The 11,891-nt window shown below is 65.8% G+C and carries 12 protein-coding genes; 10 read left to right on the top strand and 2 right to left on the bottom strand.

What is annotated here, in order from left to right; genetic code table 11:
• The first annotated feature begins 55 nt into the window (after positions 1-55).
• From LOY26_RS23580 to LOY26_RS23570, 3 genes are all read left to right on the top strand, one after another.
• Complete coding sequence (locus tag LOY26_RS23580) at positions 56-550, top strand: NYN domain-containing protein (protein WP_156311438.1); 495 nt, start codon at positions 56-58, stop codon at positions 548-550.
• Positions 551-752: 202 nt separating this feature from the next.
• A complete protein-coding gene (yedA, locus tag LOY26_RS23575) occupies positions 753-1,673 on the top strand; it encodes a drug/metabolite exporter YedA (protein ID WP_186652640.1) in 921 nt (306 codons plus the stop codon).
• Between the two features lie 55 nt (positions 1,674-1,728).
• Positions 1,729-3,060 (top strand): DEAD/DEAH box helicase, encoded by a 1,332-nt coding sequence (locus tag LOY26_RS23570; RefSeq protein WP_033701681.1) that lies wholly within the window; start codon positions 1,729-1,731, stop codon positions 3,058-3,060.
• Positions 3,061-3,133: 73 nt separating this feature from the next.
• On the opposite strand, the gene LOY26_RS23565 is transcribed toward LOY26_RS23570, so the two are convergent.
• Both LOY26_RS23565 and LOY26_RS23560 read right to left on the bottom strand, forming a co-directional pair.
• A complete protein-coding gene (locus tag LOY26_RS23565) occupies positions 3,134-4,381 on the bottom strand; it encodes a TIGR03862 family flavoprotein (RefSeq protein WP_258714928.1) in 1,248 nt (415 codons plus the stop codon).
• 149 nt (positions 4,382-4,530) lie between these two features.
• Complete coding sequence (locus LOY26_RS23560) at positions 4,531-5,445, bottom strand: histone deacetylase (protein ID WP_258714174.1); 915 nt, start codon at positions 5,443-5,445, stop codon at positions 4,531-4,533.
• A 180-nt stretch (positions 5,446-5,625) separates the two neighbouring features.
• Here LOY26_RS23560 and LOY26_RS23555 point away from each other — a divergent pair, with 180 nt between their 5' ends.
• The 7 genes from LOY26_RS23555 (at position 5,626) to LOY26_RS23525 (ending at position 11,880) form a co-directional block, all read left to right on the top strand.
• The gene (locus tag LOY26_RS23555; RefSeq protein ID WP_033701678.1) at positions 5,626-6,195 is read left to right on the top strand and encodes a GNAT family N-acetyltransferase; all 570 of its coding nucleotides are present in this window, start codon (positions 5,626-5,628) and stop codon (positions 6,193-6,195) included.
• A gap of 95 nt (positions 6,196-6,290) precedes the next feature.
• A complete protein-coding gene (gene tesB / locus LOY26_RS23550; RefSeq protein ID WP_033701677.1) occupies positions 6,291-7,160 on the top strand; it encodes an acyl-CoA thioesterase II in 870 nt (289 codons plus the stop codon).
• Positions 7,157-7,747, top strand: a complete 591-nt coding sequence (locus LOY26_RS23545) for an HAD family hydrolase (RefSeq protein WP_033701675.1) — start codon at positions 7,157-7,159, stop codon at positions 7,745-7,747. The genes tesB and LOY26_RS23545 overlap by 4 nt, the downstream gene beginning before the upstream one ends.
• Positions 7,748-7,818: 71 nt before the next feature.
• The gene (locus LOY26_RS23540; RefSeq protein WP_033701674.1) at positions 7,819-8,829 is read left to right on the top strand and encodes an NAD(P)-dependent alcohol dehydrogenase; all 1,011 of its coding nucleotides are present in this window, start codon (positions 7,819-7,821) and stop codon (positions 8,827-8,829) included.
• Between the two features lie 131 nt (positions 8,830-8,960).
• Positions 8,961-10,064, top strand: a complete 1,104-nt coding sequence (locus tag LOY26_RS23535; protein ID WP_408980749.1) for an ABC transporter substrate-binding protein — start codon at positions 8,961-8,963, stop codon at positions 10,062-10,064.
• Positions 10,061-11,122: an iron ABC transporter permease gene (locus LOY26_RS23530; protein WP_258714173.1), complete on the top strand. Its 1,062-nt coding sequence runs from the start codon at positions 10,061-10,063 to the stop codon at positions 11,120-11,122. The genes LOY26_RS23535 and LOY26_RS23530 overlap by 4 nt, the downstream gene beginning before the upstream one ends.
• Entirely contained in the window at positions 11,119-11,880 is a 762-nt protein-coding gene (locus LOY26_RS23525) for an ABC transporter ATP-binding protein (RefSeq protein ID WP_258714172.1), read from the top strand. The genes LOY26_RS23530 and LOY26_RS23525 overlap by 4 nt, the downstream gene beginning before the upstream one ends.
• Positions 11,881-11,891: the final 11 nt, after the last annotated feature.

The following is an 11,891-nucleotide window of genomic DNA, read 5'->3' as shown; positions in this document are numbered from 1 at the left end:
GGTCTGGCATACTGCTGGCATTTTGGGGCTGCAGGGCAGCCCCGAATTCCATCAGATGAAGGGGTTCCAGGTGAAAAAGATCGCGTTGTTCGCCGACGTGCAGAACCTCTACTACACCGTGCGCCAGGCGCACGGTTGTCATTTCAACTACGCCGCGCTGTGGGCCGAGGTCAGCCGTGAAGGGCAGATCGTCGAGGCCGTGGCCTATGCCATCGACCGCGGGGACAGCAAGCAGCAGCAGTTTCAGCAAATTTTGCGCAACCTGGGTTTCGAGGTACGCCTGAAACCGTTCATCCAGCGCAGCGATGGCTCGGCCAAAGGTGACTGGGATGTGGGCATCACCCTGGATGTGATCGATGCGGCCAGCCGCGTGGACCAGGTGGTGCTGGCCTCGGGTGATGGTGACTTCGACCTGTTGCTGGAGCGGGTCATCCAGCGTCACGGTGCTGAAGCGGTGGTGTATGGCGTGCCCGGGCTTACTGCGATGTCACTGATCCGCGCTGCGAGCCGGTATGTGCCTATTGAGGGGCGGTTGTTGTTGCGTCATTGAGGGGGTCGCCATTACATCTTCAGCGCCCATAAGATCGAGCGCCGCGCGGGCGGCGCTCGATCTTATGGGCGCTGAAAACCTACCGTCAAACTCGCTCCCCCCACCAAGTGTGCCGCTCATTTATTCTGGTTTTGTAACTTATTATTGCTCGGTAGCCTTTCTAAACTAGGCCACCCGTAAACGGATTTTGAGTAACCTTGCCATGCCTGCCTCCCGTCGCTTCCCGCTGCTGCTTATCGGCGCCTTTATGGCCCTGTATCTGGTCTGGGGGTCCACCTATCTGTTCATCCGCATTGGCGTCGAGTCCTGGCCACCGATGCTCATGGCGGGGGTGCGCTTTCTGATCGCCGGGGGCTTGCTGTACGGCTTCCTGCGCTGGCGGGGTGTGCCGGCGCCGACCTGGCCGCAATGGCGGGCGGCGGGGGCAATCGGCTTTCTGCTGCTCAGCTGCGGCAATGGCGGTGTGACCGTGGCCGAGCACGCCGGTGTCGCCTCAGGCGTGGCGGCGCTGGCGGTGGCGACGGTGCCGCTGTTCACCCTGGTGTTCGGCTTGCTGTTCGGTCACCGTAATTCGCGGCTCGAGTGGGCGGGCATCGGCCTTGGGCTGGTCGGTATCGGCCTGCTCAACCTCGGTTCCAACTTGCAGGCAAGCCCGATTGGCGCGGCACTGATTCTGTTCGCGGCGGCGTCGTGGGCATTCGGTTCGGTGTGGAGCAAGAGCTTGCCGTTGCCCCAGGGGCCGATGGCCAGTGCTGCCGAAATGCTGGTGGGCGGGGCAGTGTTGCTGCTGGGCAGCGTGGTGTCGGGCGAGCGCATGACCCAGATGCCGACCGCCGCCGGTTGGGGCGCGCTGGCCTACCTGGTGTTCTTCGGCTCGATCCTCGCGTTCAGTGCCTACATGTACCTGCTCAAGCATGTACGCCCGGCAGCCGCGACCAGCTATGCCTACGTCAACCCGGCGGTGGCGGTGCTGTTGGGTATCGTCTTCGCCGGTGAGCAGATCGGCGCCGAGGAATGCGTGGCCATGGCAGTCATCATTGGCGCAGTGGTGCTGATTGGCCTGCCGCAGTGGCGCAAGGCACCACAACCTGCGCAACCGCTGAAGGGCGAAATCTGCAAGTAAGCGGGGGTGTTGCGGTAAACTTGCCGCCTTCGCTGAACCCCCTGACGGTATTGCCATGAATTTCGCCAAACTCGGCCTGATCGAACCCTTGCTGCGTACCCTGCAGCAGCTGGACTACACCACCCCGACCCCGGTCCAGGCCCAGGCCATCCCTGCCGTGCTGGCCGGCCGCGACCTGATGGCCGCAGCCCAGACTGGCACCGGCAAGACCGCAGGTTTCGCCCTGCCGGTGCTGCAGCGCCTGGCGCTGGAAGGTGAGAAGGTTGCCAGCAACTCGATCCGCGCGCTGGTGCTGGTACCCACCCGCGAGCTGGCCGAGCAGGTACACAACAACGTGCGCGAATATGCCGAGAACCTGCCGCTGAGCACCTATGCGGTGTATGGCGGCGTCAGTATCAACCCGCAGATGATGCGCCTGCGCCGTGGCGTCGACCTGCTGGTGGCAACCCCAGGTCGCTTGCTCGACCTGTTCCGCCAGAACGCCGTGAAGTTCAACCAGGTGCAAACCCTGGTGCTCGACGAAGCCGACCGCATGCTCGACCTGGGCTTTGCCGAAGAGCTGCAGTCGGTGTACGCCGCGCTGCCGCGCAAGCGCCAGACGTTGCTGTTTTCCGCGACCTTCTCGGACCAGATCCGGGTGCTCGCCGGCCTGGCCCTGAACGACCCGCTGAGCATCGAAGTCAGCCCGCGCAACGCCGCCGCCTCCACCGTCAAGCAGTGGCTGGTGCCTGTGGACAAGAAGCGCAAGGCCGACCTGTTCTGCCACTTGCTGCGCAAGCAGCGCTGGAGCCAGGTGCTGGTGTTCGCCAAGACCCGCAACGGTGTCGACCAGTTGGTGGAGCGCTTGCTCAGCGAAGGTATCAACGCCGATGGCATCCATGGCGACCGCCCGCAAGCGACGCGCCAGCGTGCCCTGGATACCTTCAAGGCGCGTGAGATCCAGGTATTGGTGGCAACCGATGTGGCCGCACGCGGGCTGGACATCGACGACCTGCCGCTGGTGGTCAACCTCGACCTGCCGATTGTCGCCGAGGATTACGTGCACCGTATCGGCCGCACGGGGCGTGCTGGCAACAAAGGTGAGGCCATTTCGCTGGTGTGTGCCGACGAAGTGCAGATGCTGGCGTCGATCGAAACGCTGATTCGCCAGACTTTGCCGCGGCACGAAGAGCCGGACTTCATCCCTGAACACCGGGTGCCGATGACCGATGCCAGTGGGCAGGTGATCAAGAAGCCGAAGAAGGCCAAGAAGCCGAAAGAGAACAGCGCCAAGCGTGGCCTGGGGCGCTGGATGGACAGTGCCGAGGCGGCTAGCCCGGCGCCAGCTGTTAAAGCGGTGCGTAAGGTGCCTAGCTTCAATGGCGGACCGCGTAAGCGTAAGCCTTGAGCTAGCGGCGGCTCTGTGGGCGCGGGCTTGCCCCGCGAACACCGGCGAAGCCGGTGCCAGGCACTGCGTGCCTCTATTCGTGGAACAAGCCCGCCACCCAATCCGCCGCTGCCCGCCCGGCCCGCAACCCACTGGCAAAGCACGCCGTCAGCAGATAACCCCCCGTCGGCGCCTCCCAGTCCAGCATCTCGCCGGCACAGAACACCCCCGGCAGCGCCTTGACCATCAACCCCGCATCCAACCCCTCGAAGCGCACCCCACCGGCACTGCTGATCGCTTCATCCAGCGGCCTGGCGCGCACCAAGGTAATCGGCAACGCCTTGATCGCCCGAGCCAGCGCTTGCGGGTCGGCGAAGGTCGCCTGGTCCGTCAACTCCCGCAACAAGCCTGCCTTGACCCCGTCGATACCCAGCTGGCTGTGCAGGTGCTTGGCCATCGAGCGTGAACCACGCGGCCTGGCCAACGCTTCAGCAATTTTATCCACAGGGCGGTCTGGCAACAGATCCAGCAGCAGCACCCCGCGGCCCTCACGGTTGATGGCCTCGCGCACCGGCGCCGACCAGGCGTACACCAGGCTGCCTTCGACCCCCTGCGCAGTGAGAATGAACTCGCCCTTGCGCGGCAGGCTGCCCGGCACGCTGAGGGCAATGTTCTTCAGCGGTGCGCCGGCAAACTTGTCCTTGAGCAAGGTGCTCCAGCCTTCGACTTCAAACCCACAGTTGCTCGGCTGCAAGGGCGAGATATCCACAGCCCGCTCAGCCAGCAGTGGTTGCCACGCACCGTCTGAACCCAGGCGCGCCCAACTGCCCCCACCCAGCGCAAGCACCACGGCTGCCGCTTTCACCCGTCGTTCACCCTGTGGATAAGCGATCCGCAGGCTGCCATCGTCATGCCAGCCCAGCCAGCGATGGCGGGTGTGGATAACTACGCCGCTGTCGCGCAGGCGCTTGAGCCAGGCGCGCAGCAGCGGGGCGGCTTTCATGTCGCGAGGGAATACCCTGCCCGAGGTGCCGACGAAGGTTTCGATACCCAGGCCGTGAATCCACTGGCGCAGGGCTTGGGCATCGAAGCTGCGCAGCAGGGCGTCGATCTCGCCCTGGCGTTCGGCGTAGCGCGCGACGAAAGCGGGGTAGGGCTCGGAATGGGTGATGTTCATGCCGCCGACACCGGCCAGCAGGAACTTGCGGCCTACCGAGGGCATGGCATCGAACACCTCGACCGCCAAGCCCGCTTGGGCCAGCGCTTCGGCGGCCATCAGGCCGGCGGGGCCGCCACCGATGACGGCGACAAGGGGAGGGGATGAAGGGCGTAGATCGGGCATGGGCGGCGGCAGGCTGTGGAAAAGAGTGCGCATTCTAGCGCAGCCGGCCCTGCGGAAGCACTGGTCAAAAAATGATCAGATCTTTGCAGGGCACGCAGGCAAAGGGCTGCAGCAGCTTTCGCGCAGCTTATCCACAGGCGGTTCCACAGTCATTGTGAACAACTGATGACCTTCGCCGCGCTGTGATGGAGGATGCCATGGCGCCGCGCCAAGGCTGCGCGGTCCTTGCTGTAGCCACCGCCGATCACCCCCACCACCGGGATATCGCGGCCCAGGCAATGGCGCATGACCCTTTCGTCGCGGGCCGCCAGGCCTTCGTCGGTCAGTTGCAGGTAGCCCAGGGCGTCGTCCTTGTGCACATCCACGCCGGCGTCGTACAGCACCAAGTCGGGTTGGTACAGCGGCAGCAGGTAGTTGAGGGCATCGTCCACGACCTTGAGGTAGGCGGCGTCGCCCATGCCGCGGGGCAGGGGGATGTCCCAGTCGCTCTGCGCCTTGCGGGCCGGGAAGTTCTGTTCACAGTGCAGGGACACGGTGATCGCGTCGGGTATGTCCTGGAGGATGCGCGCGGTGCCGTCGCCCTGGTGCACGTCGCAGTCGAAGATCAGCACCCGGTGCACCCGCCCGGCCTCCAGCAGGTAGCGGCTGATCACGGCCAGGTCGTTGAAGATGCAGAAGCCGGCGGGGTGATCGTAATGGGCGTGGTGGGTGCCGCCGGCCAGGTGGCAGGCGATGCCGTGCTCTAGGGCCAATTCGGCGCACAGCAGCGAGCCGCCCACGGCGCGCACGGTGCGCCGGGCCAGCGCCTCGCTCCAGGGCAGGCCGAGGCGGCGCTGGTCCTCGCGGGACAGGTCGCCGTTCATGTAGCGCTCGATGTAACCGCGGTCGTGGGCCAGGGCGAGGATGTCGTTGGGGCAGATCTGCGGGCGCAACAGGTCCTGGTCGCGGGTCAGGCCGCTGTCGACCAGGTGGTCGCGCAGCAGGCGAAACTTGTCCATCGGGAAGCGGTGGTCGGCGGGGAACGCCGGGCTGTAGTCATCGTGGTAGATCAGCGGCAACGGCATGGTGGGTTCGCAATCGGGGCCAGTGCTGATCTTGCCAGTTCTTGGGCGGTCGGTGCTATTGCCTGTGGGAGCGGGCTTGCCCCGCGAAGCGCCGCGCGGGCGGCGCTCGATCTCACTGGGTTAAACCTTCGCCCGCGCCTACGCTGTAAACTGCAAGACAGCAAAACCGGAGCACACCCCATGACCCCCATCCCCCAACTGGAAAGCGCACGGCTGGTGCTGCGCCAATGGCATGACGACGACCTGCGCGAGTTCGCCGCGCTGTGCGCCGACCCTCAGGTGATGCGCTACTTCCCGGCGCCGCTGACGCGCCTTGAGGCGGCTGCGCTGATCGGGCGTATCCGTGGCCACTTCAATGAGTACGGGTTCGGCCTGTGGGCGCTGGAGCGCAAGGACAGCGGCGCGTTCATCGGCATGACCGGGCTGTTGCACGTCAGCTTCGATGCCGACTTTGCGCCTGCAGTGGAAATCGGCTGGCGCCTGGCGCGGCGCCACTGGGGCCTGGGCTTTGCCAGCGAGGCCGCCTGGACGTGCCTGCGTTGTGCCTTTGCCCAATTGCGCCTGGATGAGGTGGTGTCGTTCACTAGCGAGAGCAACTTGCCCTCGCAAAAGGTCATGCAGGCCGTTGGCATGCTGCAAGACCCGAGCGGCAGTTTCGAACACCCGCGCCTGCCGGCCGGCCACCCGTTGCGCCCGCATGTGCTGTACCGCATCGACCGTGCACACTGGGAGCAGACCCTGCGTGGCTGAATGGATGGCCATGCGCGGTGCGAATGACAAACCCTGTATCATTTGCCTTCATGAAAGTGCTGTAGAGCCGTGATGCCTTGCTAGGAGAACCCCCGATGAGTCATGTGTTGGACGACCTGGTCGACCTGTTGAGCCTCGAGTCCATCGAGGAGAACCTGTTCCGTGGACGCAGCCAGGACCTGGGCTTCCGCCAGCTGTACGGCGGGCAGGTGCTGGGCCAGTCATTGTCGGCGGCCAGCCAGACGGTCGAGGACGCGCGCCACGTGCATTCGTTGCACGGCTACTTCCTGCGCCCTGGCGATGCCAGCCTGCCGGTGGTCTATTCGGTAGACCGGGTACGTGACGGTGGCAGCTTCAGCACCCGGCGGGTGACCGCGATTCAGAAGGGCCACACCATCTTCACCTGCAGCGCGTCGTTCCAGTACGACGAAGAGGGCTTTGAGCACCAGGCGCAGATGCCGGATGTGGTCGGCCCGGAAAACCTGCCCAGCGAAGTCGAACTGGCCAGTGCCATGGCCGAGCACCTGCCCGAACGCATCCGCGACAAGGTGTTGTGCGCCAAGCCGATCGAAATCCGCCCGGTCACAGAACGCGACCCGTTCAACCCCAAGCCGGGTGACCCGGTGAAGTACGCCTGGTTCCGTGCCGACGGCAACCTGCCGGACGTGCCAGCGCTGCACAAGTACCTGCTGGCCTATGCCTCTGACTTCGGCCTGCTGACCACCGCGCTGCTGCCCCATGGCAAATCGGTGTGGCAGCGCGACATGCAGATCGCCAGCCTCGATCATTCGCTGTGGTTCCATGGCAACCTGCGTGCAGACGAGTGGTTGCTGTACGCCACCGACAGCCCTTGGGCCGGCAATGCCCGCGGCTTCTGCCGGGGCAGTATCTTCAACCAGGCCGGGCAGCTGGTGGCATCGTCGTGCCAGGAAGGCCTCATTCGTCATCGCAAGGACTGGGCATGAACCTGAGCGAAGTGCGTAACTGGGTGTTCGACATGGACGGCACCCTGACCGTGGCGGTGCACGATTTTGCGGCAATCCGCGAAGCGCTGGAGATACCGGCCGAGCACGACATCCTGACCCACCTGGCGGCGTTGCCGGCGGCGCAAGCGGCGGCCAAGCACGCCTGGCTGCTGGAGCATGAACGCGACCTGGCGCTGGCCTCGACGGCAGCGACGGGCGCGGTGGAACTGGTGCGCGAGCTGGCCGAGCGCGGCTGCCGGCTGGCGATCCTGACCCGCAATGCCCGCGAGCTTGCGCATGTCACGCTAGAGGCCATCGGCCTGGCTGACTGCTTCGCGGTGGAGCATATTCTTGGCCGTGACGAGGCCGCGCCCAAGCCTAGCCCGGACGGCCTTTTGAAAATTGCCGGGGCGTGGGGCGTGGCGCCCCGCGAGCTGGTGATGGTCGGTGACTACCGCTTCGACCTGGATTGCGGGCGCGCGGCCGGGGCGCGGACCATACTGGTCAACCTGCCGGACAACCCGTGGCCGCAATTGACCGATTGGCATGCGGCGGATTGCCGGGCGTTGCGGGTGATGCTCGGCTGATCGTTGGTGTTGGCAAGCTGCCTGCACTGGCTATGCTGAACCGAAATTTTTCCCTTGATGGAGACCCAGCCATGAGCAGCAAGGCCATCTACGTCCAACCTGGCGGCGGCTACGCCAACGTCCAGGTCGGCACCTGCGAGGCGCTTGCGCCACAGGCCGGCGAAATCACCGTGCGTTTGCACGCCAGTTCCCTCAACTACCACGACTTCGCCGTGGTCAGCGGCATGTGGGGGCCGAGCGAGCGGCGCATTCCCATGGCCGACGGTGCCGGTGAAGTGACGGCGGTGGGGGCCGGCGTCAGCGAATTCCAGGTGGGTGACAACGTTGTCAGCACCTTCTTCCCCGACTGGCTCGACGGCCAGGCCAATGTCGAAGGGTTTGCCCGGGTGCCCGGTGATGGCCTGGATGGCTACGCCCGTGCGCAGGTCACCGCGCGTGCCACGTCCTTTACCCTGGCGCCCAAGGGTTACAGCCACGCCGAAGCGGCCACGCTGACCACCGCAGGCCTTACCGCCTGGCGTGCCTTGATGAGCGACGACCACCTCAAACCCGGCGATACCGTGCTGGTGCAGGGTACCGGCGGGGTGTCGATATTCGCCTTGCAGTTCGCCAAGCTGGCGGGTGCGACGGTGATCGCCACGTCGTCCAGCGATGCCAAGCTCGAGCGCCTCAAGGCCCTGGGCGCCGACCACCTGATCAACTACAAGAGCACCCCGGCCTGGGGCGAGAAGGTGCGTGAGCTTACCGGCAATCGCGGTGTCGACCATGTGATCGAAGTCGGCGGCCCGGCGACCCTGGAGCAATCGATGATTGCCGCGCGTATCGGCGGGCATGTGTCGTTGATCGGTATCCTTACCGGGGTGGCAGGGCAGTTGCCGCTGGTGCAGGCGCTGGTGCGGCAGATCCGCTTGCAGGGCGTGCTGGTCGGCAGTCGGGCTCAGCAGCAGGCAATGGTGCGGGCGATCGATGCCAATGGCTTGCGGCCGGTGGTGGACAAACACTTCGAGCTGGAGCAGATCGTCGATGCCTTCCGCTACCAGGAGAGCAACAAGCATTTCGGCAAGATCTGCCTGACCTGGTAGTTGCTGCGCCGACAAGGCGTTTGTAACGAGCGACCTACAACCCGATACATTCCCGCACATGGGTAGCACCAGGCGGCTGGCTAGAATGCCCCGCTTCTGATGCGACTGATTCTCTTGAAGAGGATGCCCCCATGTGCGTACTTCCCCGCCTCTGGCAGCGCTTGCTGCCTTTTCTGTTGTCGATGGCCTTCGTCCAGACCGCCAGTGCCGTGCAAGCCACCGATGTGCTGGGGCGCAAAGTCGAGCTCGACCATGCGCCGCAGCGGATCGTGCTCGGCGAGGGCCGGTTGTTCTTCGCCCTGGCACTGCTCGACCGCGACAACCCCTTCCAACGCGTGGTGGGTTGGCAGAACGACATGCGCCTGCTCGACCCCCACACCTATGCGGTGTATGCGCAAAAGTACCCGCAGATCACCCAGTTGCCGCTGATCGGCCAGGCCACCGAGCAAAGCGTCAGCGCTGAACAGATTCTCGCGCTCAAGCCCGACCTGGCGATCTTCAGCATTGCCGGCGAGGGCCCGACCCAGCACAGCCCGGTGGCAGACCTGCTGGCCAAAGCCGGCGTACCGGTGCTGTTCATCGACTTTCGTGTACACCCCATCCGCAATACCCGGGTCAGCATGCAAGCGCTGGGCACGCTGCTCGGTCGCGAGGCCCGGGCCCAGCAGTACCTCAGCCTGTATGACCGCCACCTGAAGCGGGTGACCGAGGGCGTGGCCGGCCTGCCGGACAACGCGCGGCCCAAGGTCTTCCTCGAACTGTTGGCCGGGGTCTGGCAGGCGCCTGGGCACACCACCGGCAAGAGCGGCCTGGGCAGCGTGGTCGAGGCCGTGGGCGGGCATAATATTGGTGCCGATGTGGTGCCGGGCGCGCTCGGCGATGTGAGCGTCGAATACGTGCTGCAGGCCGACCCTGATGTGTATATCGCCACCGGCAACCGCGCACCCGGCGTGCTAATGGGGGCTGGGGTGTCGCTCGATACCGCGCGCCAGAGCCTGGCCAAGATCACCGCACGGCCGGAATTCGCGCCACTGCGGCCAATCCAGGCGGGCCAGGCGCATGGCCTGTGGCATGACTTCTACAATTCGCCGTTCAACATCCTCGCCATCGAAGCCATGGCCCGCTGGGTACACCCCGAGCGCTTCGAGGGCCTCGACCCGCAGGCGACCCTGGCCGAGATCAACCAGCTGCTCAAGGTCGGCCTGGACGGCCAGTACTGGGTCGACGCCAAGTGACTGCACTGGCTCAGGATGGCGCCGCACTGGCCGCCTGGCACTATCGCCGGCTGCTGTGGCGGCGCGGGTTGCTGGTAGCGGGGCTGGCGCTGGTGCTGCTGGTGTCGGTGCTGGGCGACCTGGCCAGTGGCGCCTCGGGCATGAGCCTGGGGCGTTTGCTGCAGGGCATTTTCGAGCCGACCACGCTCAGTGCCACCGAGCGGGTGATCATCTGGAACGTGCGCCTGCCGTACGCGTTGATGGCGGTACTGGTGGGGGCGGCGCTGTCGCTGGCCGGTGCCGAGATGCAGGCGATCCTCGACAACCCGCTGGCCAGCCCCTTCACCCTGGGGGTGTCGTCGTCTGCTGCGCTGGGCGCTTCGCTGGCGATTGCCTACCCGCTCGGGGTTGCCTGGCTGGCGCCGAGCGCCCAGGTGACAGTGATGGCGTTTGCCTTCGCCTGCCTGTCGGTGGTGCTGCTGCAGATGATGTCGCGCTTGCGCGGTGCCGGTGTGCAGAGCCTGGTGCTGTTTGGCATCGCCTTGGTGTTCAGTTGCAACGCGCTGGTGTCGCTGCTGCAATTGCTGGCCACCGAAGACGTGTTGCAGCAACTGGTGTTCTGGACCTTGGGCAGCCTGGCGCGGGCCGACTGGCACAAGCTTGGCCTGTTGGCTCTGGTGCTGGCGGTGCTGCTGCCGTTTTCGCTGCGCGCCGCGCCAGCGATGACCTTGCTGCGTATGGGCGAGGACCGCGCGCGCAGCTTTGGTGTGGACACCCGGCGCCTGCGCCTGGCCTCGTTGCTGCGCATCAGCCTGCTGTCGGCCACTGCGGTGGCGTTTGTCGGCACCATTGGCTTCGTCGGCCTGGTCGGGCCGCACATCGCGCGTTTGCTGGTGGGTGAGGACCAGCGGTTTCTGTTGCCGGCCAGTGCGCTGGTGGGCGCACTGATGCTGTCGTTGTCGTCGCTCGCCAGCAAGCTGCTGCTCCCTGGCGTGATCGTGCCGGTGGGCATCGTCACGGCCCTGGTGGGTGTGCCGGTGTTCGTGGTGCTGGTGTTTCGACGGGGGAGAAGCCTGTGAGCCTGTCGATCGATCATCTTTGCGTTGCCTACGGCGCACGGCAGATTCTGCATGAGGTGACGCTGCCTGCGTTGCCGGCGGGTAGCCTGGTGGCGCTGGTCGGCCCCAACGGCGCGGGCAAGTCCACACTGCTGCGGGCCTTGGCCGGGCTGGAGCGAATGCAGGGCACACTGCGCCTGGATGGCCAGGATGTGACGCGGCTGGGCTTTGCCGAGCGCGCCCGGCGCCTGGCCTACATGCCGCAACAGCTGCCGCCGGGGCTTGCCTTGGGCGTGCTGGAAAGCATCGTTGCGGCGTTGCGTGTCGGCGGCAGTGACGACCTGCTCGGCCATGCCTTTGAGGCGCTGCGGCAGTTGGGCATCGAGGGCCTGGCCGAGCGCTCGCTCGACAGCCTGTCGGGTGGCCAGCGGCAGTTGGTGGCGCTGGCGCAGTTGCTGGCGCGCAATCCGCAGGTACTGCTGCTGGATGAGCCGACCAGTGCGCTGGACCTGCACTACCAGTTGCGGGTGATGGGCGCGGTGCGTGAGCGGGTAGTGGCGCATCGGCTGCTGGCGGTGGCGGTGCTGCATGACATCAACCTGGCGGCCAGCCAGGCCGATTGCCTGGTGGTGTTGCGCGAGGGCCGGGTGGTCGCCTGTGGGGCGCCTGCGGATGTGCTGAAACCGGCGATGCTGGCCGAGGTGTATGGGGTCGAGGCGCGGGTCGAGCAGTGCTCGCAGGGGCGCTTGCAGGTGTTGGTGGATCGGGCGCTGGCCTGATGCCCGGCCTG

Origin of the sequence: Pseudomonas sp. B21-047, from assembly GCF_024748775.1 — a bacterium.
Classification (GTDB): domain Bacteria; phylum Pseudomonadota; class Gammaproteobacteria; order Pseudomonadales; family Pseudomonadaceae; genus Aquipseudomonas; species Aquipseudomonas capeferrum.
This window is presented reverse-complemented; position numbering and strand designations above follow the sequence as displayed.

Coding starts and splice junctions, on each gene's coding strand:
- LOY26_RS23565 (WP_258714928.1), bottom strand. CDS start 4,381: ATGCCCGATCTACGCCCTTCATCCCCTCCCCTTGTCGCCGTCATCGGT.
- LOY26_RS23570 (WP_033701681.1), top strand. CDS start 1,729: ATGAATTTCGCCAAACTCGGCCTGATCGAACCCTTGCTGCGTACCCTG.
- LOY26_RS23540 (WP_033701674.1), top strand. CDS start 7,819: ATGAGCAGCAAGGCCATCTACGTCCAACCTGGCGGCGGCTACGCCAAC.
- LOY26_RS23545 (WP_033701675.1), top strand. CDS start 7,157: ATGAACCTGAGCGAAGTGCGTAACTGGGTGTTCGACATGGACGGCACC.
- LOY26_RS23580 (WP_156311438.1), top strand. CDS start 56: ATGAAGGGGTTCCAGGTGAAAAAGATCGCGTTGTTCGCCGACGTGCAG.
- LOY26_RS23560 (WP_258714174.1), bottom strand. CDS start 5,445: ATGCCGTTGCCGCTGATCTACCACGATGACTACAGCCCGGCGTTCCCC.
- yedA (WP_186652640.1), top strand. CDS start 753: ATGCCTGCCTCCCGTCGCTTCCCGCTGCTGCTTATCGGCGCCTTTATG.
- tesB (WP_033701677.1), top strand. CDS start 6,291: ATGAGTCATGTGTTGGACGACCTGGTCGACCTGTTGAGCCTCGAGTCC.
- LOY26_RS23555 (WP_033701678.1), top strand. CDS start 5,626: ATGACCCCCATCCCCCAACTGGAAAGCGCACGGCTGGTGCTGCGCCAA.
- LOY26_RS23535 (WP_408980749.1), top strand. CDS start 8,961: ATGTGCGTACTTCCCCGCCTCTGGCAGCGCTTGCTGCCTTTTCTGTTG.